We start from the raw sequence: 23318 nt of genomic DNA, 5'->3' as shown, positions 1-23318 counted from the left end.
TATGCGCGAATGGGACGTTTTACACTACGACGATTTGTTATTTAATTTTTGGACATATTCCTTTACCATGTCAACCGTCACATATTTTCGCTGTGGTATAATTCCATTTTTAGCTAATTCATTTATTTGTTTTGTTACTTCGTTAATGTTGTGTACAGAAAACGATTCGCCGCGTTGACATAAAGAGACGGCTTCCTCAATATACGCTTCTCGTTTCGCGTCTAGCTCGATAAACGCCCGAACGAGTGCATGTTGCTTTTGTGAATGTGCTGTAATCGCTTGGTGAACTTCATTCATCATCCATTCCTCCGATCATATCGTAAATATGTTGTAATTCGTCTATTGGTGCTTTAGCCGTTAATGCGGCAAATAAACCTGTAAAATGCTCATTTAGTTGTTCACGCATGTGACAATGAAGTTGCTCAATAATCGTATTCCACTGTTTTGTATAATGCGCGAGCAACCGTTGTTTTTGTTCAGCTACATACGCCGCAATCGGCTCATGTAATTGTTTTTCTAGCTCTTCTTTCATGAGCCGTTTTTCATCTTTTTCAAAAAATGATTTCGCATTTTTGTACAACGAAAGCGCCTTTTTAAACATGTTATGATCGATTTGCTCAAAAGCGATCGGGAATTGTAACGTCGGAAAACTTGAAAGATCGACTTTTGTTACAATAAGATCATGCACTTGCTTCCACTCGTTTTCTAACGCCATAAAATGAAGATCGTACCGCTTATTTATAAACGCTTCTATTCGCAAGCTAGTTGCACGCATTTCTTGCGCCAAATCAAATCCGATGGAGTATAAAAATTCATCTAAACATAATTGTAACGCCTTTTTTATATTTGTTTGACGGTCATGCAAAACAGATGGATTAAACGATTCTTTAAACCAGTCTGACAGACGGAAAGAAATGCGCTGTTGAATATAATAAACTAACTCGTTCAGCTCTTGTTCGATTGCATGAACATCATAGTCTGTTTCATATTGTTCAATCATCTGTTCAAGCTGTTGTCGTTCTTGCTGCAAGATGTGCAACTTTTTACGTTTTATATCATCGCTTTGCTTCGCTTCTGCAATATATTCTGCTAACCGTTTTTGCGCTTGCTTCATTTGCAAACGAGCAGAAGCAATGGCTAGTGAGCCGATCTCATGATGGATAAACGGATAAAATGTTTGCTCGAACGTGCTCATTCCTGAATTCGATAACACATGATGATCGAATGTTTCCCCGTTTTTTTCTGCAAGTGCCCATTTACTCGATAATGGAAAAAGACGTGGATGGCGAATACCAAATTGCAAAAGCTGCTCTTTTACATAACGAACGACCGACTGCAATTCCTCTTCTGTATGAGCTAGGTCAGCTGCATTAATGATGAAAAACATTTTATCCAAACTAAACGTATCTTTCACGCGACCAAGCTGAATTAAAAATTCACGATCCGCTTTTGAAAACGCATGGTTATAATATGTGACAAAGAAAATCGCATCAGCATTTTTAATGTAATTAAATGCTACTCCTGTATGACGAGCATTTACAGAATCGGCTCCTGGTGTATCAACAAGAATAATATTTTCACGAGTGAGCGGACAATCATAATACAATTCAATCCATTCAACAAAACACGATTTCGTTTCATTTGCTACATATTCGTGAAATTGCTGAAATGAGATGACAAGCAATCGCCCTAGATTTTCTTTCATTTGTTCATAACCGCGCACGACAGCTTGTAAAAATGCCCAATGTACGCGCTCTTTTGCATCAATAGCTTCATTACGAATAGCTTTTTTGCTTTCTTCGATCGCCTCTTGTAACGAATGAACTTGCACGCCGAAAAAGCGCAAAGAGTGTTGCAAATCGTTTAAAAGCTGTTGCTCCGTTTTTACTTGTACAACTACGGTTCCATGTGGATGCTCGTCTGTCGGCGGAACAATTTTATTTATTGTCGCCGTCGTTGGATGAGGTGAAACAGGTAAGACGTGTTCACCTATTAACGCGTTCGCAAATGAAGATTTTCCTGCACTAAACGCCCCGAATAGAGCAATTGTAAACGTCCGTTGTTGAAGTTGTTGAATTTTTTCGCCCATTTCTTTCGCTAGCTGTTTCATCCCTTCAATCGGAGCAATCATTTGGCTAATGACCCGTAGCTTTTCGATCGTTTGCTCAACCGTCTCATTTGCCATTTGCACCGTTTGAATTGGACGTTCTTCTTGCATCGCTTCATTTTCCTGTGGAACTTCTTCTTTCTTTTGATTGCTTATTCGCATCGTAAACGTCTCGTAAATAAATGGATAAATCGCATCATCGCTTAATGGTGTTGCATGTTCAACAACTTTTTGCAATTGTTCACGCATATGTTTACGATGATGAACAAGTTGTTTCAATTGCTCCCAACGCGCTCGCTCCTTTATCAGCTCATCTAGCTGTTGCTCATATATATTTAACCGTTGCTGCGCCTTCCCTTTTTCAATTATTTGCTCTGCGAGTTGAAGAGCCGCATCGCGATATAACCGCTTTATCTCATTCGCTATATCGTTTGTATACGTTAATACATAATCCCCTGTAACAAGCGGCTGATTTGGCTTTCGCTCAACAATCCATTGTTCCGAAAACGGAACGGTTAATTGTTGAATACGATGTAATAACTCGTGGTCATGAACGTCATATTGTTGATAAAAACGTTTCAGTAGGTCACGAACATGCCATTCTAGCTGACTTTCGATTTTTTTGTGCAAATCTTCATAAAAAGCACGCAGTCGTTTTCGGCGTTCTTCTTCTGTTTTTTGTTTTGTAAATAAAAAACCAACTTTAAAATCAGGTTGACATGCTTCTAAATAGGCACGAGCATGCTCTCTCGTTTCATAGGGCATCATATAGGCGTTATGTAACGTCGTTTCTAACTGCTGTTCAACATGCTGCTTTGCGCTCAACCACGTTTTCTTTATATGCTCAATCGCTTGCTCCGTTTCTTCCATTTTCTCAAGAAGCATTCTTTCATCCTCAAACGAAAGCGATTGACGAATATGTTGCTCTTCTTCCTCTTGTTGAGCGATAAGCATCTGCATATGATTATCAATCATTTGCTCGACAGCAATACGTATACTTTGCTGAAGCCGCTCCTCCTTTTCACGAAAAAGAAACTGCAACAGCTGTTTTAATTCATCGAACTCATTATGTACATGCTCTTTTTGTTTCAGCGAAGTATAAAACATGCGTTCAAATGTGACTCCCCATTGCTGAAATGCCTCTTCAACAGAACGAGTAAACTGCGAAAACGGAAGCTCTTCTTCACGATGTTTATCAATTTGATTTACAACTAAGTATAACGTTTTCCCGTACTGTGACAACCGTTTTGTAAACTCAAAGTTCAATTCTGCTTGAACATGGTTATAATCCATTACATAAAATATAACATCGGCTAAATGAAGGGCAGACTCTGTTGCCAAACGATGAGCATCATCTGTCGAATCAATTCCTGGTGTATCCATCAGTACAATTCCACTTGGAATGGCGTCTGTTTCATCGCTAATTTCAATCATGTCAATTGTATCGCCATCTAGACAAAACGTTTTTACTTCTTCGTAATCGTAAGGAGCTGCGTATTCAATCGCCTGACCAGACTTATAATATACGCGCGCATACGGTTTCCCTGCTTTTACTTTCACAAGATTTGCACTTGTTGGAATAGGGCTAGACGGCAATAGTGAATCACCGATCAATTCATTAATTAAGCTAGACTTTCCGGCAGAAAAATGACCACAAAAAGCGATTGTAAATTCTTGATGATACACTTTTTTAATTAATTGTTTCGTTTTATTTGCCTGTGCCATGTCACCTATCTTCATAAATTCATCATGAAGTGCAATCAAGCGATATATCCATTGTTGCAATGATTTTGTTTCTGTCATTTGCATCATTTCCCATACCCCTTTTAAAAAATCTACCTTCATTTTACTGTAGTTCACAAAAAAAATACATAAAAAATCCCCTGCTTATTAGGGGGATTTTAATAAACGTAGCGCCTGCTCCTCTACACGAATACGAACAGATAAAAGGTATGCGTTACATATTGTAAATATGACAGCTGTCCAATATGCTTGAAACATAAGCGGAATAACAAGGAATTCTAGAATAACAACGAGATAATTCGGATGACGAAACCAGCGATACGGACCTCTCTGTACCCGTTCTGCTTTTGGCAATACAATAATTTTTGTGTTCCAATACCTCCCAAGCGAAGCGATAATCCAAAGGCGGAACAACTGTAATACGACAAATATGTTAAACAAAACAGACCACAATGGTGACGGGCGTTTACGAATCCCTTCGAGCAAGAGCGAAACAAAAAATAAACAATGCATACACACGATATACTTATAGTGATTTTGTCCGAATTCCTTTGCTCCTCGCTCCTTCATCCATCGTTCATTTCTTTTTGCCCAATACAATTCAACAAACCGTTGAACAATTAAAAAGAAAAATACGCTCCATTTCATGCCCTATCTCCCCATTGTAACAACAAAAGTTCACAACTAAATCCTGGTCCCATCGCCATCATTAAACCGTATCCCTGTGGGGGCATCGACTGCTTTAAAAAACGTTGTAAAACAGCGAGCACAGTAACAGACGACATATTTCCGTACTGTCGTAAAACCGTGATCGCATGAGCGAGCTTGTCTTCATCGATGTGTAAACCATCTTGATACGCATCAAGCACTTTTTTACCGCCTGGGTGCAAAACAAAATGTTCAATTTCGGAAAGTTTGATTCCACTTCTTCCTAAAAATAATTCTACGATTTCACCAATTGATTGACGAATCATCGTCGGAATATGTCGAGAAAACACAACATAAAAACCTTGATCTTTTATATCCCATCCCATGACATCTTCCGTGTTACGCATAAATATCGATTGCATATCGATCACCTGTGGAGCGACATTTTGTTGCAGTACATCATCCCCCACCACACACGCGCAACCTACTCCATCAGCAAATAATGATGTGCCAATAAGATTACTCTTTGATACATCATCCATTTGAAACGTTAGACTGCAAAGTTCCACAGCAAGAACAAGCACTTTCGCTTTCGGATATGCGCGACAGTAGTCTACCGCCCGAGCAATGCCAGCTGCTCCACCTGCACATCCGAGCCCCCATATCGGAATGCGTTTCATGTGTACAGAAAAAGGAAGTTCATTCATTATTCTTGCCTCAATGCTCGGTGTAGCAATTCCCGTCGTTGAAATAAAAAACATCGCTTCAATGTCTTCAAGAGCAATATTTGCACGTTGTAAACAGCGCACAACCGCCTCTTTTCCATATCGAACAGCATGCTCAATATACAGCGCATTTTTCTCAGCAAACGAATGAGTTTGCATATACCAATCTAATGGTTGTACAAACGATCTTGACTGAATATGATCATGTTCAAAAATAGATAATAACCGATCAATATGTTCATAACGGTGTTGAAACATACGTTTTATGGCAACCATCACCTCGTTTTGTGAAACGCGGTAAGGAAGTTTAGCTAATTCAACTGCAACAATACTCGGCATCTATGTTCCTCCTTTCAGTAAAGATAATGTTTTTCCAATAAAGAAATTTTATACATGATAAATAGAAAAGCTTTCCTCTCAGCAATAGAAGGAAAGCTTTCGACGTTTTGAAAGGAGGTATGTTGTTGTGCACTTTCATTATAACGCAATTTGTTATTTCGTCACTATGTTTTTTATATATTCGTATCTATGTTTAGCGAAAAATGATGTCATCAAAGTGAAAAATTTGTTATGATGAAGAAAAAAGGGGGTCTTTTTTATGGCTTTAGGTGAGAAAATTACAACGATTTTAAATGGAACGATCGAATCGATTCGGTCTGTTATCCCACTACCAATGACAATTGATAAACCTTCATTGTTTGTCCAACCTTTTACACAAACATCTATTAGTGTATTGATCGGAATGACTGGAGACTTACGTGGGCGTCTAATCATTGAAGGACATGAAACGATGTTTGGAAAAATCGGAGAAACGATGTTCGGTATGCCGTTAGAAGGTGAAATGCTTGAATCATTTACTGGTGAACTTGGGAATATGATCGCAGGAAACTTGGCCACAGTCGTATCACAAAAAGGCATTACCATTGATATTACTCCTCCGACTGTTCTTGTTGGTCAAACAAAAATTTACGGTTTTGACAAAGCTTTTCGCGTACCGATCCACTTTGAAAGCAATGGGGAATTACAACTGATTTTAACAATTGATAATGAATAAATGAGAAGCTTGCGCTTGTAAGCTTCTTTTTTTATGCCATAGCCATCTTTTTCTAAATATTTCACACTTTTTTCACAACCTCACAAAATGCGTGTGACAAAAGTCACAGATACCCCTTATTTTTACGGTTATGATGATGGTAAAGTAACGAATGAACAATTTGTGAAACATCTGAAGAAAGCGTTTCATTTCACAAATTGTTTTGTATGATGTAAGTGTATACATTTCTATTTAAGGCTTATTTAGGAAGGAGGGGTGGAAATGAAAACTCAATTAAACACAAACACACCGAAAACAAAAGTGGAGAAAGAACCCGCATTAAAAGGAACACTTGCTTCTGTTTTGTTTTTAGGGTTTTTCCTCATTTTCACGTGGGTAAGCGTATATTTCTTGTTTTTAAATCGCTTATAGAGAGAAAGGAGACGAGACGTTATGCACATGCATAAGTATGAAAAAATTTGGCTGTTTTTCGGCATCGGTTCGTTATTCGTATTTTTAGCCGTCTTAGGAGTCGGTGCATTTGCGCAAGGAACGCAACCACCAAGCTGTTTAACAACGATCGATCCGGAAAAAGTCGATCAAACACCACCATTTGATAAACCAGGCCTTGTTAAAACGGGAGATAATGAATATCAATTGAACATCGTTGCTTCTGCATTTGCGTATACACCAAACCAAGTCGAAATTCCAAAAGGAGCAAAAGTAACGATCAATGTCGCAACGAAAGATGTGATCCACGGGTTTGAAATGGCTGGCACGAACGTAAACATGATGGTTGAACCTGGATACGTCAGTAGCTACACACAAACATTCGATAAAGTTGGCGAGTATGTCATTTTATGTAACGAATATTGCGGTGCCGGTCACCACTTAATGACGGCGAAAGTGAAGGTGGTTGAACAATGATGAACGGAACATGGAAAGTTGATGCACGTGATGGCAAATTAGCCATGGCCCATATTTATGTCGCTTTCGTTGCACTTGCGTTAGGAGGACTTGCTGGTCTATTACAAGTGCTTGTGCGCTCTGGAAAATTTGAATTGCCGGCAGGCATTAGCTATTATACGATTTTAACAACGCATGGCGTATTGCTTGGACTCGTTTTAACTACATTTTTCATTATCGGTTTCCAATTTGCTGCTGTAAGTCGTACTGCCGGAACGCTTTCTGACCGCGTGCGGTTTTGGGGTTGGATCGGTTTTTGGCTCATGACAATCGGTACAGCGATTACTGCCTTTTACATTTTAATCGGTGAAGCTTCTGTTTTATATACATTTTATGCCCCGCTACAAGCACATGCAGGCTTTTATATCGGTTTAACGCTTGTTGTTGTCGGTAGTTGGATCAGTGGGTTTGCCATGTTCGCTCATTATGCAAAATGGAAAAAAGCTCATCCTGGTCAAGTCAGTCCGTTGCTTACATTTATGTCTGTTGTCAACATGGTATTATGGCTCGTTTGTTCGCTCGGTGTAGCAGCGACTGTATTATTCCAGCTCATTCCTTGGTCATTAGGTTATGTCGATCGGATTAACGTGCTCGTAAGCCGAACATTGTTCTGGTATTTCGGTCACCCGCTCGTATATTTCTGGTTATTACCGGCATATATGATTTGGTATGCGATTATTCCAAAAATTATTGGCGGAAAAATGTTTTCAGACTCTCTTGCTCGTATGTCATTCATCTTATTCTTAATTTTCTCGATTCCTGTCGGATTCCACCATCAACTTGTGGAACCTGGAATTGATCCAGCTTGGAAATACTTACAAGTTGTCTTAACGTTTATGGTCGTTATCCCATCATTAATGACTGCGTTCTCAATGTTCGCAACGTTTGAAATGTACGGTCGCTCAAAAGGAGCAACAGGATTATTCGGATGGTTACGAAAGCTTCCTTGGGGTGATGCTCGTTTCTTTGCGCCATTTGTCGGTATGTTGTTCTTTATCCCTGCTGGTGCTGGTGGTCTTGTCAACGCATCACACCAATTAAACCAAGTCGTTCATAATACGATTTGGGTAACTGGTCACTTCCACTTAACATTAGCGACAACAGTCGTATTGACATTCTTTGGGGGAGCTTATTGGCTTATCCCGCACTTAACAGGACGTGTCATGACAAAAGCAATGAATCGTCTAGCGATTATTCAAACGATCGTTTGGTCCATCGGTATGATTTTCATGTCTAGTGCGATGCATTTTGCAGGGTTACTTGGTGCCCCACGCCGTTCAGCATTTTCAACATACGGCGATGCGCCACAAGCACTAGAATGGATTCCTTATCAAATCGCTCAAGCGGTTGGTGGAACGATTTTATTCATCGGCATTATTCTCGTGCTCATTATCGTAACAAACTTAGCATTTTTCGCTCCAAAAGGTGAAACAGAGTTCCCTGTTGCAGAAGTAGCTGAGCAGGCTGAACGTACACCGCTTGTGTTCGAAAACTGGACATTGTGGATCGGTATTGCGGTTGTACTCATTTTAATCGCATATACAGTTCCATTTATCGATATGATCCAAAACGCACCTCCTGGATCAAAAGGGTTTAAACTTTGGTAAAAAACCGGGCACTCGCCCGGTTTTTTTATAATCGATAAATATGTTTATATTTTTCTTCTAAGTAGTCGATTAAGTAGATTGGATTTAAACCTTCTCCAGTTACTTCATGTAAAATATCGAGCGGTTTTTTCGTTTTTCCGAATTGGTGAACATGCTTTGTAAGCCATTCTCGAATACGAACAAGTTCCCCATTTTCAAGCAACTGATGAAATGGCAGTTCTTTCTCCATCGTATGTTTAAACTGTGCCGCATACATATATCCAAGTGCATACGATGGAAAATACCCAAAACTTCCTCCAGCCCAATGCACATCTTGAAGAATTCCTTCCGCATCACGCTCTGGACGAATACCTAAATACGCTTCGTATTTTTCGTTCCAAATGTATGGTAAATCTTTCACTTCAATGGCATCATCAAACAACGCTTTTTCCATTTCATATCGAACAATGATGTGTAACGGATACGTCAGCTCATCAGCTTCAATACGAATAAGGGACGGTTTCGACTCATTAATCGCACGATAAAAATCGTCTAACGAAACATGCGAAAAGTGCGGAGCATATTGTTGTAATAAACGATAATATCGCTTCCAAAATGAATAATGACGAGCAATAAAGTTTTCATAAAACAACGATTGGGATTCATGAACCCCCATTGACGTTCCATCGTACAACGGTGTACCTGCCAATTCTTTAGAAATATGTTGTTCATAAAGGGCATGACCACATTCGTGAATTGTACCAAATACAGCTGTTCGGAAGTCATTTTCGTCATATTTCGTTGTAATTCGGACGTCCCCATCATTTAATGTAATAGCAAAAGGATGTACAGTTTCATCTAGCCGACCTGCATCAAAATCGTAACCTAACTCTTTTAACAGCGCCAAACTAAATGCTTTTTGCTTTTCTTTCGGAAACGGTTGAAATAGAAAGCTCGTTTCCGGTTTATGACGGGACTGGCTAATTTGCTGAACGAGCGGGACAATATGATGACGTAGTTTTGAAAACACATCATCTAATAAATCGACTGTCACGCCCGGCTCATATAAATCTAATAGCGTATTATATGGGTGTCCTTTTGTTCCCCAATATGTAATGAAACGTTTTGTAAAGTCAACAAGCTGTTTTAAATATGGTTCAAAAAGGGAAAAGTCAGATTTTGCTTTCGCTTCTTCCCATACGCTTTCCGCTTTTGATTGCAAAATAACATATTGTTTATATTCATCAGCAGGAATTTTTTTATTGCGCTCATACTCTTTTTGACATTCTGCTAACGTATAACGGGTAACAGGTGATAATTGTTCTTGTACCGACTTAGCGGAAAGTTCCGCAATATATGCGGCCATTTGTTCTGAAGTCGACATGCGAAACACTTCTTGCGACAACATCCCGATTACTTCAGAACGTTGGTCAACCCCTTTTTTCGGTGCCCCTGTGCGCAAATCCCAATACATAAGTGAAATGGCTTCTTTATATGCCATCATTTTTTTGACGTATTGGAGAAATTGCTTTTCTACTTCTTGAATACTTGTCTTCATCTTCTTCCCTCCATTCTGTATTTGTTATTCTACAATACTTACAATTATTCCTTTATTTTTGTTGTACATCTGTCGGTAATACACGTTTGATCGCCTCGATTACTTGCATCGGTTCATCATCTGTTACAAAAATACATACGATTCCTCGATCATCTCGTTGACGAATAAGGCGCCCGATTCCTTGTCGCAATCGTAAAATCATATACGGAACATCAACTTCCCAAAACGGATTGTCCGTTTCCTTTCGCTTCGCCTGAAAAACAGGGTCATTTGGAGGGTAAGGAAGCGCCCAAATAATCACGTTGCTTAATGAAGGGCCTGGAATGTCTAATCCTTCCCATAAATGTTGGGCACATAAAATCGTCTCTTCTTCATTTTGAAAGCGAGAAACAAGTTCACTAATTTCTTGATCCCCTTCAAATAAGAAAGAAAATTGTTCTTCACGCTGGGCACGAGCTTTAAATTCATTCAATTGTTCGCGCGTTGGGAACAATACGAGAGCACGCCCATTCGTTTCGCGTATTTTTTCTAAGGCATACGCGTATTTCTCTTCAAATATACGTTCGTTCTTTTCAAATATTGGCATGTAAATGGTCATTTGTTCATCGTAGTCAAACGGGGAATCGACATGAAACGATATATATTCGTCAATTCCTAGACTTTTTGCCATATAATCAAATGATTTTTCATTTGATAGTGTGGCAGACGAAAAAATAAATGGCATGCGTTTAGAAAATACTTTTTCCCGCAACACTTCCTGTACCGTTCTCGGCATAATCACAAGCGTATTGCCATCTAGCGATGATTCAAGCCATGTAATTGCATCTCGGTTGTGAATAAATAAGTGCAAGGAGTGATGAATTTGATCGAGGTACTCATCAACAACTTTTAATTGATAGTGATCAATCGTGTACGTCTCACTTTCAAAGACGAGTTCATCTCCAATTTGCTCAACTTTTGTTTGTAAATTTTGTGCAAGTTGCAAAAGAGATGGAGTAAACGTTAACTCTTGACGATTCGATCCCGGTACAGCTTTCGCATGATTCATTAATTCATCAAAAAAACGTACACTCAGTTCTAATGTATCTTCAATTAAATAAGCTAATTGTTCACGAATATCATTTTCTAATAAACGAGAAAGCAATGTCTCTAACGTCGTTTCTTTCATACGATACGTCAACGCTTTTTGAGCGGCAAACTCTAATAAATGCCCTTCGTCAAAAATGACACAGCTCGCTTCAGGCAAAAGTGGAAGCTGTCCCTCGCGTTTCCGCGCTTCATACGTCCAAATATGTTCCATGTAAAAATCGTGCGAACAAATAATTAAATCCGCTGCTTTCCGATAATAGTCGCGCGATAACGTTTGACCACAGCGATGACGTTTTTCGCACGCTAAACAGTCTTGAAACGGATCCCAAGCAATTTTTGACCATTGTTCATCACTTAAATGAGCATAGTCTTTTCGATCACCGTAATGATAAAACGTTTGAAGTGGAGCATGATCATGAACAAAAGGAGGCAGTTCATCAAAAATTTGCTCGTACAACTCCTCTTCTTCCGTCATTAATACTTCGTCTAATTTGTTTAAACATAAATATTGATCTGACGATTTGGCTAGTCGAACATCAATGTCCATGTTTAAGACGCGCGAAATTTTCGCAATATCTCCTTCTTTTTTGACAAGCTGTTCAATTAACGTTTCATCTGCGCAAGCAATAATCGCAGGCTTTCCGATATAACGTGCATAGCAAATAGCATAAAGTAAATATACGATCGTTTTTCCTGTTCCTACACCCGCCTCGGCGAACATCACTTTTTTCTCTTTAAATGCTCGCTCAAGTTGAAATGCCATAAAAATTTGTTCATCGCGTAATTCAAACCCTGCTTCAGGTAAAATGTCGTAAAAAACGTCCCCGATCCATTCGTTCAATTTATCAAAAAAGTTTTCATTTTTGTTTAATGTAAACGGATATTTGCTCATATTTTTTAGCCCCTCCATCAATTTAAACGAAGTACACAAACATTAATTATCGATCAAAAAAAGAAAGAAGTCAATGAAGTTGAAAAGAAAAAGCTGTCAGCGAGACAGCTTTTCGTACGAACGTGGCGGACGAGGTCCCCAAAATTGATAATATTGCGTTTCGATGAAGCCGTTGAACAATTTTCGTCGTTTTGTTGCACGTCTGCCATACAATTGCTCAAATTGACGGTGAGAAGTTAACATATAGATCGACCACGTATCGAGAGCTGCAAATGTTTTTCCCATTTCTCGATACAATTGTTCCACTTCTTCTTTTTCTCCTAATCGCTCACTATAAGGCGGATTGCCGACGATGACACCGTATTCGTCTTTCGTCCGAAAATCTTTTACTTGCATTTGTTTAAATGTAATTAAATCTGCTAATCCAGCTTCTTGGGCATTTATTTTCGCTATATCAACCATGCGATGATCAATATCAAATCCGACAATATGCAACGGTTGATCATAACGCGCTACATCTTCCGCCTCTTCTCTTGCTTCGTCCCATAAGCGAGATGGGATCCAATTCCATTGCTCACATACAAACTCGCGATTAAATCCCGGCGCGATATTTTGCCCGATTAACGCAGCTTCAATTGCGATCGTTCCTGATCCACAAAATGGATCAACAAACGGACGATCTGGCGTCCAATTCGTTAATTGAACGAGCGCTGCTGCTAATGTTTCCTTTAATGGTGCTTCCCCTTGTTTGACGCGATATCCTCTTTTATGCAATCCTGCTCCACTCGTATCGATCGTTAATGTAGCGATATCTTTATGTAAAGCTACTTCAATACGAAATAACGCCCCTGTTTCCTCAAACCAAGAAATGCGATAATGTTGTTTTAAATGTTCAACAATCGCTTTTTTTACGATTGCTTGACAATCCGATACGCTAAACAATTTTGATTTGACGGATTTTCCGACAACGGGGAATTGGGCATCCATCGGCAAAAATTGCGCCCATGGTAACGCTTTTGTTTGTTCAAACAACTCATCAAACGTTGTCGCCGGAAATTCACCTACTTTGATTTTTACACGATCGGCTGTGCGAAGCCATAAGTTCGTGCGACAAATCGCTCGCTCATCTGCAACAAATGTCACTTTCCCATTTTCTACTTCACAGTCATAGCCGAGCGCGCGCACTTCGTCTGCAACGATCGCTTCAAGTCCCATCGCCGCAGTAGCAATGAATGTCATTTGTCCCATATGTTTTCACCTTTCATTCATGTATAGCATCCCATTCCCGGATAAATGGCTGCAACTCATCTATTCGCATCGGCTTAGCGATATAATATCCTTGCGCCATATCACATTGCTGTTGACTTAAAAACTCATATTGTTGCCCCGTCTCGACCCCTTCCGCGACAACAGACAAATGCAAATGATGTGCCATCATAATAATCGTTGATACGATCGTCGCATCATCGCTATATAAAGATAGGCGACGAATAAACGATTGATCAATTTTTAAAATGTCGATTGGAAAGCGATGTAAATAACTTAATGAAGAAAAACCTGTCCCAAAGTCATCAATGGCTAATTTAAAGCCGCGTTGTTTCAGCTGTACGAGTTTTTGAACAGAATCTTCAGCATTTGGCATAATCGTACTTTCCGTCAGTTCTAATTTAAAAAAGCGTGGATGCACATCATTTTCTTTCACAATCGTCGATAATTGCTCGACGAAATCGTCTTGTTGGAAATGTACAGCAGAAATATTTACTCCTATTTTCATATGTGGGGCGAATTGATGAATCGCCTTGATATGTATGCACGCTTGTTCAAACAGCCACTTCGTCATCGGAACAATAAGCCCCGTTTCTTCTGCAAGTGGAATAAATTGCGCTGGCGAAACGAATCCGATGTTTGGTTGCTTCCAACGCATTAACGCCTCAAGCGCTTCAATTTTTTTCGTCTTCATATTCACGATCGGCTGATAGCAAATGAATAACTCATTTCGTTCCAACGCTTTTCGTAAATAATTTTCTAACGTCACAACTTCGCTTTGATAATCCAATTTAGCGGTATATAACTCAAAGCGATTTCGTCCGCTTTCTTTCGCTTTTTGCATTGCACGATCCGCTCGACGTAACAATGTCTCTCCATCATCCCCATCGTTTGGGTACATACTCATCCCAATGCTTGCTGAAATGTATACGTCTTTTCCATTCAGCATAAATGGAGCTTGGAGTGCTTCAATCATTTGTTCTGCGATTGTTATTGCTTCTTGCACATCTTTTAGTTTAGGCAAGATGACGACAAATTCGTCCCCACCAATGCGCGCAAGCGTATCTTTCGTGCGCAATAATTTTTTTAAGCGATTAGCCACTTTTTTTAATAGGATGTCTCCGCTATAATGACCGAGTTCATCATTAATATACTTAAATCGATCTAAATCGAGAAACAAAATCGCTAATTGCTGATTGTAACGCCGAGCTACATCAAGTAAATGTTGCAGACGTTTCGTAAATAACTGGCGATTTGGAACGTTTGTTAATAAATCATAATTGGATAACCGTGCTAATTGCTCCATCGTCCGTTTATGTTGCGTCACATCTGAAAAAATCGCAACATAATGCGTCGGAACTCCCGTAGCGTCATAGACCGCTTTAATCGTTAGCCATTCAACAAACAGTTCGCCGTTTTTTCGCTTATTCCAAATCTCTCCCTTCCAAACTCCATGATCGCGCAGCGTTTCCCACATGTTTTCATAAAACTTCCGATCATGTAAACCGGAACGGAGAATGTTCGGTTTTTTCCCTAGCACCTCTTCTTGCGTATAACCCGTTACTGTTTCAAAGGCGGGATTTGCTAATAAAATACGCCCTTGCCCATCCGTGACAATCATTCCTTCATCTGCTTCTTGAATAATCGTATGAGCGATAGATAAAAATGTATCTGTTTCAAACAAAGATGACAACTTTTTGTTCACATCAGACTCTCCCCTCATATTTCCCCCAAAAAACAAAAACTCCCCTAGCGTGATGCAGGAGAGTCATGCCATGAACCATGTTCTGTAAGCCATGTTCTGTTCCGTCGTACTGCAAACGGCTTGCGCCTCGTACTTCGGCGGTAATCATCTATCTACAGGCTTATACCTGTCCTTCTCTCCGTTCATTTCCTTCGAGAAGGTGCCCCTACCATTATTTGGGTTTCTCGCTCGTGGGGTTTACCGCGTTCCACTCTTGCCGTTTCCAGCAAGACTACGTCACTGTGGCACTTTAAAGGTAATCGAGCCATATCCGTTGCGGACGTAGGCTCTTTCCCTGCCGTCAGCCCAGCTTATTGCCAGACTGCCCTAGCTTATGTCTTCGCTAGGCACGAACACTACGGGCATCTCAGCACCGTGCGAGCATGGACTTTCCTCTACGATGCATACGCATCGCAGCGATTACCCGAACATGATTCATGTAAGCATATGATAGTATATCCGAAACGATGAGCCAAATCAATAGAAAAAGTTGGAATATTCATTCGTAAAGTTTGCTACCAAAAACATGTTTTTCTAAATTAGAAAGACGTTGTAAAATATCAAAGTTCGTCGTTCCTGATTGAGATGGCTGACGTTTTTGCGCCTCCTGCAATTGGCTTTTTAGGCGTGTATTTTCTTGTTGTAATTGTTCAATCATTTGATGGAATGTTTCATAGTCTTTAATAATTAAATCAAGAAAGCGATCCACTTCATCTTGGTTATATCCACGCATGCTTATTTTAAACTCTTTTTCGAGAATGTCTTTTGCTGTTAAGTTGATGCGATCCGAAAGCACGTTTGCTCACCTCAATTATCCATGTCTACACCTATTCTTTCAAAAAAAGCAGTCGTTGTCAATTTTTCATTTTCACAAACTTCGTCTTTTTTTCGACAAAAAACCGAAGGCGAATTGCCTTCGGTTAAAATGGTCGTGGGAACGGACCAGGTCCCGGACAAACAACATGTTGGTGTGATACATCGTTCACAACAGATTGTGTGTGCGGAAAATAATGTTGATGCTGGAACACATGATGGTTCACATACGTCGTATGTGACGGATGAATGTGCGGCACAATCGTTGTTTGCATTTGATGTTGTGTACAACATTTTGTTGGATGAACGATCGGCGGCATCATATTCGGACGACAATGCATATTTCATACCCCTTTCGCATTAAAGTTTGTTACACTTCTAGCGTATGTACGAAGGGGGATACATGTACTAATGGAAATACCTATTTTACATGAACGTATAAATATTATGTTTCATATTCGCAAAAATAACGACGGTAGCCCCAATTAAAACAAAAAACAAATATAAAATTTTTTTGCTCATCGCTTCTCTCTCCGCAATTCATATTGTTCACAAATATACATTCTACTTCATTCTTTTTCATTCGACAAGAAGGGAAAACTTTGTCATTTTTTGCGCTTCCCTCGGAAATAACATAAAAATTTTCCTTCTTATTTTTGTTGCACATGATATAATATTCTAGGGGATTTTTTTATAAATAAATGGAGGGAATACGATGTCAAAATGTCCATTTCACGCCCTTTTTAATGAAGCGGGGGCGATTCAACTGTTTCGAAAAAAGCATCAAAAAGAAAAAGAAGATGCGACTCTTCATCTTTCTGCACCTTCACATGTGACAACATATTATCGCCAACTTATTTCAAGCGATCGAAAACAACAAGTTACTTTCGTCGGGCTAACAGAAGAAGATGTACAACAACTCGCTTCCATTCGCCCACTTTTTGCTAAACATGTCGAACGAATTGTCAATGCGTTTTACGATCAAGTTGGACAGATGACGCATTTAAGAAACATTATTGACAATCATTCAACGATCGATCGCTTAAAACAAACATTGCGCGCTTATTTAATGGATATGGTATCTGGGGAAATTGGCGAACAGTACGTGATTCGCCGAAAAGTAATCGGCAACGTTCATAACCGCATCGGATTATTCCCAGAATGGTATTTAGGCGCTTATACGATCATTCAAAATGAAGTGCTCCGCATATTGATGGAAGAATTGCCTCCAACAGAAGCAACGAATATATATCGTTCGTTTGCGAAACTTTGTTCATTGGATATGCAAATCGCTATTGAAACGTATATTGAGGCGTATACGTCCTCGATGATGAAACTAAACGAAATTGCAGAGCTACAACATCGGTTAACAGAATCATCTACAACTCTTGCGTCAAGCGCAGAAGAAACGACTGCTTCCATTTTTGAAGTGCAAAAAAACGTGCAAGATATGTTACATGAGGTGACAAACATCCAACATCAGTCCGTGCAAATGACTGAACGGGTAGAAAAGGGAAAAGAAGATGTGAAGCAAACGTTAACAAAATTAGATGGTGTCGCGAAATTAATTGAAGGAACAAAGTCGTTGACGAATGAGCTAACAGATAGCTCGCGAAAAATCGGAGAAATCGTCAATGCGATTCGTAGCATTTCAAATCAAACAAACATTTTATCGTTAAATGCAAATATTGAAGCAGCCCGTGCTGGTGAACACGGAAAAGGATTTGCGGTCGTCGCAAATGAAGTACGAAAACTCGCGACACAAACCGAGCAATCGCTTGATTACATTCAAAATCATATTGATGTCGTGCAACAAACGATTCGAAAGTTTGAACATGCGTTTCAACAAATTGTCGAGGAAACGCGCGCATTCCGCCAAGCAAATGAAAGCATTGTTCATATTTTCGATCAGTCCGTCACCGATGTGAAATCGACAAGTAAAAAAATTGATCAGTTTACTTCACTTATTACACAGTTTCATCAAATGTTTGATGAAATTTCATCAGCCGCATCACAAATTGCTGAAATGGCCGAACAGCTGAACGACTTAAATCAAGAGTTGACAGAAAAATTTAATTCGTAATGGTTAAACGGAGGAAAGATGACGATGAAACACCCACGGCTGAAATACGAGCAACGAACGTTTGCGCATATAGATGAAATGGCAGAAACATTACTTCACGAAGCAAATGAACAACTTGTACGAATCGATATGGGACTTCTTCCAAACGATGTACCATCACGAAATTATGCAAAGTTTCGTCTCATGCATTTACAACGTTCATTTGGGGAACATATCCCTATTTCGTTTCGTTCAACGTATAATTCTTTATGGAGTCAATTGTACCGTCTCGAGCATCAAGGGGATTATAAACATCCGTATATTCAACAACTTTTGATTCAGTTAAAAAACAATGATTCAAGCTCAACTAAATGAAACAAATTATAGCACGATGATCTCAGCGATGCTCGAGCAATTAGATCGTTGTATCCAGCTAGACGACATGCAAAAATATACAGTACAACTCGTATTATGGGAGCTTGTTTCAAATGTCATTCGTCACTCTACGAAAAAAGACGCAAACGTATATATCAGTTGGTCAGATGAAACGGTCGTCATTGAAGTGAGCGATCAAGGTGATGGGTTTGAATGGGAAAGACAACTAAACACCCTCCCTTCTCATTTCACGCAACAAGGGGGACGCGGACTTTTTCTCATTCAACAACTCGCCTCACATTTTTCATTTGACGAAAAAGGAAAGCGTGCAATCGTTATGATTGCACGAAAAAAGGGGGAAAAATATGATTGACATTGTAACATATCATGACAAAATCGTTGTCTCTTTTCAGCAAGATATTAACTTTGAAACATCGCGCGTCATGGAAGAAATGATTCAATCACAGTCGTGGGATACATCTCATTTACAAATTGACTTATCTGCTGTTCGGTTTATTGATAGCTCTGGTGTTCGGTTGCTTATTAGCTGGCTGTATCCGTTAAAAGATCGGATGCGAATTGAAATGACCGGCGTTTCAGCACCGATTAAACATATATTATCGATTTGTCAATTAGATCAAATAGTAGACGTAAAATAGCGATCTGTTCATAGATCGCTATTTTACATGAATGGAAACAAACGTAATATCGTCATTTCCTTTCGCATATTGTGCTTGTTCATTGATCTTCTCTACCATTTGATCAAACGAATGAGCCATTTGCATCGTATGCGCAAGTTGATTAGCGCATTCTTCACCTAACACTTCGATTAGCCCATCTGTGTAGAGAATAAGGTACGCTTCATGTTGAAAAGAAATCGTCCCTTTTTTATATGGGGCATTTGGTACAATACCGATTGGAATGCCTCCTTCTTTTAAAAGCTTCATTTTTTGATTGGTCATGAATATTCCCGAAGGATGTCCTGCATTCACATATTCTATCACTTTTGTTTTCACATCAATCGTTCCGTAAAAAGCTGTAAAATAATATTTCGTTTCCTTTCCAAACAATTGAAAAGCATGTCGATTTAATTCATGCACAACCGCAAGCGGTTCAGTCACTTTCGTCATTAGTCCGTGTAATAGCGAACGAATCGACATAGCAACGAGCGCAGATGCAACGCCATGCCCCATGACATCAATCACGATAAAAGCATACATATGAGGACGAACTTGCTGCCAAAAATACAAATCGCCAGACAGTTGTGAGGACGGAATATACGTCCCAACAAAATGAATATGTTCATTATTCATTCGTTCAGGGAGCAAACCTTCTTGAACGAGCCGAGCTAAGTGTAAGTCTTCGTTCATCTTTTTTTGCATCGCCCACATATGTCGATAACTTTCCATATATGCTTCGTTCGTTCGCTTCAGTTGATCCATCGTTTCTTTTTGGCGATACGCCAATTGAACACGAGCAATCAGTTCGACCATGGTAAACGGCTTACGAATGTAGTCAAACGCCCCGGCTGCAAACGCTTCCGCCAATTTTTGTTCCTCATCATAACCGGTGACCATTAATACAGGAACGTGTTGTAATTGCTCATGTTGTTTAAAGCGCCGACACCATTCAATACCGTCCGTTTTCGGCATACAAATATCCATTAAAATGACATCTACCTGTTGCGATAAAATATATGCGTATGCTTCATCTGCATCTTCAAACGGATAAATTGAAATATTTTCAATATGTTCGAGCATCGCTTCGATCATTTCCAATGTCGGTCTATAATCATCAATAACTACTACTTTCATCTCCGGTCGCCCTTTTCGTCATGTTTTTTATATTTTATTTATACACGTCACAAGGCCAAAAAGGCTAGCACAAAGATGAAAGTTTTGCAAATTTTTTATTTTCCACGAAAATGCGGACGACGCTTTTCTAAAAAGGCACGAATACCTTCCGCATGATCTTCTGTTTTTCGCATTTCTGCTTGATATGCTGTCTCCATTTGCAACGTTTTCAACAATTGTTCTTCGCTTAAATGAGCGTACAACTGCTTCGTTGCAATCATCGCAACAATCGGTTTAGCCAACCATTCATTCACTTTTTGTTGAATCGTCTGTTCATCGCCAATTTCATCAATGAGCCCCACTTCATACGCCTCTCGTGCACTCATTACTTTTCCTTCCCATATTACTTGTTTTGATTTCACTTCTCCAATTTTTCGTTTTAAAAAGAAATGGCCTCCGCCATCTGGGATTAATCCAATGCCGATAAAATTCATTGCAACACGTGCTTGTTCATTTGCAATAACATGATCGCAAGCGAGTGCTAAGCTAAGTCCTAATCCTGCAGCAGCGCCATGCACGTAACTGATCGTTAGTTTCGGCAATTGATGCAGTGTGAGGGCAATTTGTTTAATCGTTTCCATCACTTCTATGAATGAATGCTCATTCGTTGATTGCAACATCGTTTTAATGTCTCCCCCTGCACAAAATCCCTTTCCTCGTCCACGAATGACGACAATATTCGCCTCGCTTCTTTCTACTTCTTTTAACGCTTGTAGCAACTCTGCTAACATTTGTTCGTTTAAAGCGTTCAACGCATCCGGACGATTCAATTCAATTGTTGCGACTCGTTCTTTATATGACAATACGATATGTTCCATTTTTCCCATCTCCCTCTTTCATCTGTTCGTTTTTCTCTTTCGACACATATGAAGAAAATCCTGCATCAAAAATATAAACATTAGTAATAAAAAAGACGACATTAACTGCCGCCTTTTTGTTTTGCATCCATCACCATCTCATATAGCTGCTTTGTTTGTTCCCGAATTTGTTCGGCACGGCAAATGGCCGAAATGACAGCGATTCCATCTGCTCCCGCTTCAATGACTTGTTTTGCTGTTTGGTGTGTAATCCCACCGATTGCCACAAGCGGAACGTACTTTTCATGCGCGCGAATGTGCTTAATCATTGCCAATCCACATGCTTGTTTTGCATCTTCTTTTGAAACAGTTGGGAAAATTGGACCTAATCCAACATAATCGGCACGAGCAGAAAGCGCTTGTCTCACTTCATTCAAGTTGTGCACAGATACCCCTAAATAGCGATCCCCTATTCGATCACGAACACGTTCAGCTGCTTCGTCCTCTTGTCCGACATGAACCCCATCTGCCTGTAAGGTAAGCGCTAAATCAACATCATCATTTACAATAAAAGGAATGTTATGAACAAGACATCGCTCAAACAATTTCTCAGCTAAACGATATTTTTCAATTCCCGTAAGTGCCCCTTTTCCTTTTTCCCGAAACTGAAACATCGTAATGCCGCCTTCGATCGCTTCATCAAGCACGGCGAGTGGATCTTTCGTACAATCGACACTCCCCATCACAAAATATAAAGATAGTTTTTGTTTCATCATTTTATTCCCCTCGAATGTGCGCGTATTCATCTACTTCTTCTGCGCTCGTTTCGTATAAAGCATTCAGAAATGCAAGCTGAAAAGAACCAGGTGCTTGCGCTTGTTTGGCTGCTTTTTCAGCTGCTACACCGTAATAAGCGAGCGCAGCGACAGATGATTCTACGATGTTTTCTCCTACACTAGCAAATGCGCCTAATACCGCACTTAATAAGCAACCTGTTCCCGTTACTTTCGTCAACATCGCATCGCCGTTTGAAACGATCGTTACGTGTTCTCCATCTGTCACTATATCATTTTTCCCAGTTACAACGACTACACAGTGAAACATACGTGCTACTTTTTTAGCGCCGTGCACGAGATCACCTTGAACGTCCCCTGCATCTACCCCTTTTGTACGTACTTGTTCTCCAGCAACGCTTGCGATTTCTGATGCATTTCCGCGCAAAATAGAAATGTTTACTTCATTCAATATACGTCTGGCTGTTTCCGTGCGATACGCTGTTGCTCCCGCCCCAACGGGATCAAAAACAACAGGAATGTTTGCTTCATTTGCCGCTTTTCCAGCAATCAACATCGCTTCTACGTCTGTTTCATTTAATGTGCCGATATTCAATACAAGCGCACGTGCCAAGCGCACCATATCAGCTACTTCTTCTTTGGCATACGCCATGACAGGAGATGCACCTATCGCAAGTAAACCGTTAGCAACAAAATTGGTCACCACCACATTTGTCATATTATGTACAAGCGGTGACTCCTTTCTAACGCGCGTTAACCATTGTCCAACATTCATCGTTCATTCCCCCCTATAAAAAATAAAAACTAGTCGGAAAGAATCGACTAGTTTACATTGCCAAAACATAGCCTACTTCCCTCCGCTGGTACAAACCAGATCAGGTTCAAAGGGTTGGAAAACTGATTGCGCGTTTTCCTCTCAGCCATCGCCATCCGGCACCCCTAGTAGTGTGATTCATTTAATTTTCTTTCATTTTAATACATTTTTTCTCATTATTCAATATAGAACATTGTCAATTTTCGTTCACATTTTTGTATAGAAGTGTGATATGTATCACTTACGTCACACATATTTTCCCCTATTGTTAAAGTGTTAATAAGAAGAGGAGGGGTTATGATGTTTTGTCATCAATGTGAACAAACACCAACAGGGGGATGTACAGTTGTCGGCGTTTGCGGTGTTAAAGCCGATGATAAAATCCCCAATATAGCCGGAATAAAATTCCCCACTTACAATAGAACCATAGTGTCAATGAGAGGAGCTATGGTT

22 protein-coding genes, 1 other RNA gene, 1 pseudogene and 1 riboswitch are annotated in these 23318 nt (G+C 39.8%); of the genes and pseudogenes, 9 read left to right on the top strand and 15 right to left on the bottom strand.

Annotated elements, in window-relative coordinates; genetic code table 11:
* Positions 1-24: 24 nt before the first annotated feature.
* The 4 genes from EKC99_RS10375 to EKC99_RS10360 form a co-directional block, all read right to left on the bottom strand.
* The gene (locus tag EKC99_RS10375) at positions 25-297 is read right to left on the bottom strand and encodes a YpbS family protein (protein WP_075039108.1); all 273 of its coding nucleotides are present in this window, start codon (positions 295-297) and stop codon (positions 25-27) included.
* Positions 290-3919 (bottom strand): dynamin family protein, encoded by a 3630-nt coding sequence (locus EKC99_RS10370; RefSeq protein WP_075039114.1) that lies wholly within the window; start codon positions 3917-3919, stop codon positions 290-292. The genes EKC99_RS10375 and EKC99_RS10370 overlap by 8 nt, the downstream gene beginning before the upstream one ends.
* Before the next feature lie 78 nt (positions 3920-3997).
* Positions 3998-4498 carry an isoprenylcysteine carboxyl methyltransferase family protein gene (locus tag EKC99_RS10365; RefSeq protein ID WP_075039109.1) on the bottom strand — a complete coding sequence of 167 codons (501 nt, stop codon included), beginning with the start codon at positions 4496-4498 and terminating at the stop codon, positions 3998-4000.
* Positions 4495-5562: a type III polyketide synthase gene (locus tag EKC99_RS10360; protein ID WP_075039110.1), complete on the bottom strand. Its 1068-nt coding sequence runs from the start codon at positions 5560-5562 to the stop codon at positions 4495-4497. The genes EKC99_RS10365 and EKC99_RS10360 overlap by 4 nt, the downstream gene beginning before the upstream one ends.
* A 259-nt stretch (positions 5563-5821) precedes the next feature.
* On the opposite strand from EKC99_RS10360, the gene EKC99_RS10355 reads away from it, so the two are divergent.
* From EKC99_RS10355 to EKC99_RS10340, 4 genes are all read left to right on the top strand, one after another.
* On the top strand, positions 5822-6277 hold the full coding sequence (locus tag EKC99_RS10355; RefSeq protein ID WP_026011682.1) for a chemotaxis protein CheX: 456 nt from the start codon (positions 5822-5824) through the stop codon (positions 6275-6277).
* Between the two features lie 261 nt (positions 6278-6538).
* Positions 6539-6688: a cytochrome c oxidase subunit 2A gene (locus tag EKC99_RS10350; RefSeq protein ID WP_009361298.1), complete on the top strand. Its 150-nt coding sequence runs from the start codon at positions 6539-6541 to the stop codon at positions 6686-6688.
* 21 nt (positions 6689-6709) lie between these two features.
* Positions 6710-7183, top strand: a complete 474-nt coding sequence (locus EKC99_RS10345; RefSeq protein WP_006318623.1) for a cytochrome c oxidase subunit II — start codon at positions 6710-6712, stop codon at positions 7181-7183.
* The gene (locus EKC99_RS10340; protein ID WP_075039111.1) at positions 7180-8829 is read left to right on the top strand and encodes a b(o/a)3-type cytochrome-c oxidase subunit 1; all 1650 of its coding nucleotides are present in this window, start codon (positions 7180-7182) and stop codon (positions 8827-8829) included. Before EKC99_RS10345 ends, EKC99_RS10340 begins: the two co-directional genes overlap by 4 nt.
* Before the next feature lie 25 nt (positions 8830-8854).
* Here the strand turns inward: EKC99_RS10340 and EKC99_RS10335 are convergent, their stop codons facing one another.
* The 7 genes from EKC99_RS10335 to EKC99_RS10305 all read right to left on the bottom strand — a co-directional run bounded on the left by EKC99_RS10335 (position 8855) and on the right by EKC99_RS10305 (position 16511).
* The gene (locus EKC99_RS10335) at positions 8855-10366 is read right to left on the bottom strand and encodes a carboxypeptidase M32 (RefSeq protein ID WP_163151787.1); all 1512 of its coding nucleotides are present in this window, start codon (positions 10364-10366) and stop codon (positions 8855-8857) included.
* 52 nt (positions 10367-10418) lie between these two features.
* Positions 10419-12347, bottom strand: a complete 1929-nt coding sequence (locus EKC99_RS10330) for an ATP-dependent DNA helicase (protein WP_136260202.1) — start codon at positions 12345-12347, stop codon at positions 10419-10421.
* Between the two features lie 96 nt (positions 12348-12443).
* Complete coding sequence (locus EKC99_RS10325) at positions 12444-13595, bottom strand: THUMP domain-containing class I SAM-dependent RNA methyltransferase (RefSeq protein ID WP_163151785.1); 1152 nt, start codon at positions 13593-13595, stop codon at positions 12444-12446.
* 13 nt (positions 13596-13608) lie between these two features.
* The gene (locus EKC99_RS10320) at positions 13609-15318 is read right to left on the bottom strand and encodes a putative bifunctional diguanylate cyclase/phosphodiesterase (RefSeq protein ID WP_483296098.1); all 1710 of its coding nucleotides are present in this window, start codon (positions 15316-15318) and stop codon (positions 13609-13611) included.
* Between the two features lie 80 nt (positions 15319-15398).
* Positions 15399-15789: RNase P RNA component class B (rnpB, locus tag EKC99_RS10315), an RNA gene on the bottom strand.
* A 67-nt stretch (positions 15790-15856) separates the two neighbouring features.
* Positions 15857-16153, bottom strand: coding sequence for a cell division regulator GpsB (gene gpsB, locus EKC99_RS10310; protein ID WP_009361304.1), 297 nt, complete (start codon positions 16151-16153; stop codon positions 15857-15859).
* A 124-nt stretch (positions 16154-16277) separates the two neighbouring features.
* Positions 16278-16511, bottom strand: coding sequence for a CotD family spore coat protein (locus tag EKC99_RS10305; RefSeq protein WP_009361305.1), 234 nt, complete (start codon positions 16509-16511; stop codon positions 16278-16280).
* A 374-nt stretch (positions 16512-16885) separates the two neighbouring features.
* Here EKC99_RS10305 and EKC99_RS10300 point away from each other — a divergent pair, with 374 nt between their 5' ends.
* Genes EKC99_RS10300 through EKC99_RS10285 form a run of 4 tightly spaced genes read left to right on the top strand, consistent with a single transcriptional unit; the run spans position 16886 to position 19266 of the window.
* Positions 16886-18253, top strand: a complete 1368-nt coding sequence (locus tag EKC99_RS10300; RefSeq protein WP_163151781.1) for a globin-coupled sensor protein — start codon at positions 16886-16888, stop codon at positions 18251-18253.
* 18 nt (positions 18254-18271) lie between these two features.
* Complete coding sequence (locus EKC99_RS10295) at positions 18272-18607, top strand: hypothetical protein (RefSeq protein ID WP_240468847.1); 336 nt, start codon at positions 18272-18274, stop codon at positions 18605-18607.
* Positions 18585-18980: an ATP-binding protein gene (locus EKC99_RS10290; protein WP_163151779.1), complete on the top strand. Its 396-nt coding sequence runs from the start codon at positions 18585-18587 to the stop codon at positions 18978-18980. The genes EKC99_RS10295 and EKC99_RS10290 overlap by 23 nt, the downstream gene beginning before the upstream one ends.
* Complete coding sequence (locus tag EKC99_RS10285; RefSeq protein ID WP_163151777.1) at positions 18973-19266, top strand: STAS domain-containing protein; 294 nt, start codon at positions 18973-18975, stop codon at positions 19264-19266. The genes EKC99_RS10290 and EKC99_RS10285 overlap by 8 nt, the downstream gene beginning before the upstream one ends.
* Before the next feature lie 18 nt (positions 19267-19284).
* On the opposite strand, the gene EKC99_RS10280 is transcribed toward EKC99_RS10285, so the two are convergent.
* From EKC99_RS10280 to thiM, 4 genes are all read right to left on the bottom strand, one after another.
* Positions 19285-20421: a fused response regulator/phosphatase gene (locus tag EKC99_RS10280; RefSeq protein WP_163151775.1), complete on the bottom strand. Its 1137-nt coding sequence runs from the start codon at positions 20419-20421 to the stop codon at positions 19285-19287.
* A 95-nt stretch (positions 20422-20516) separates the two neighbouring features.
* On the bottom strand, positions 20517-21278 hold the full coding sequence (locus tag EKC99_RS10275) for an enoyl-CoA hydratase (RefSeq protein WP_163151773.1): 762 nt from the start codon (positions 21276-21278) through the stop codon (positions 20517-20519).
* A 101-nt stretch (positions 21279-21379) separates the two neighbouring features.
* Complete coding sequence (thiE, locus tag EKC99_RS10270) at positions 21380-22033, bottom strand: thiamine phosphate synthase (protein ID WP_163151771.1); 654 nt, start codon at positions 22031-22033, stop codon at positions 21380-21382.
* A 1-nt stretch (position 22034) separates the two neighbouring features.
* Positions 22035-22826 (bottom strand): hydroxyethylthiazole kinase, encoded by a 792-nt coding sequence (thiM, locus tag EKC99_RS10265; protein ID WP_163151769.1) that lies wholly within the window; start codon positions 22824-22826, stop codon positions 22035-22037.
* Between the two features lie 60 nt (positions 22827-22886).
* A riboswitch (TPP riboswitch) is annotated at positions 22887-23002 on the bottom strand.
* 163 nt (positions 23003-23165) lie between these two features.
* On the opposite strand from thiM, the pseudogene EKC99_RS15915 reads away from it, so the two are divergent.
* Positions 23166-23318, top strand: a pseudogene (locus EKC99_RS15915) (hydroxylamine reductase); the annotation flags it as partial.

The sequence above is a fragment of the Anoxybacillus sp. MB8 genome (assembly GCF_011006755.1).
GTDB lineage: Bacteria > Bacillota > Bacilli > Bacillales > Anoxybacillaceae > Anoxybacillus > Anoxybacillus gonensis.
This window is presented reverse-complemented; position numbering and strand designations above follow the sequence as displayed.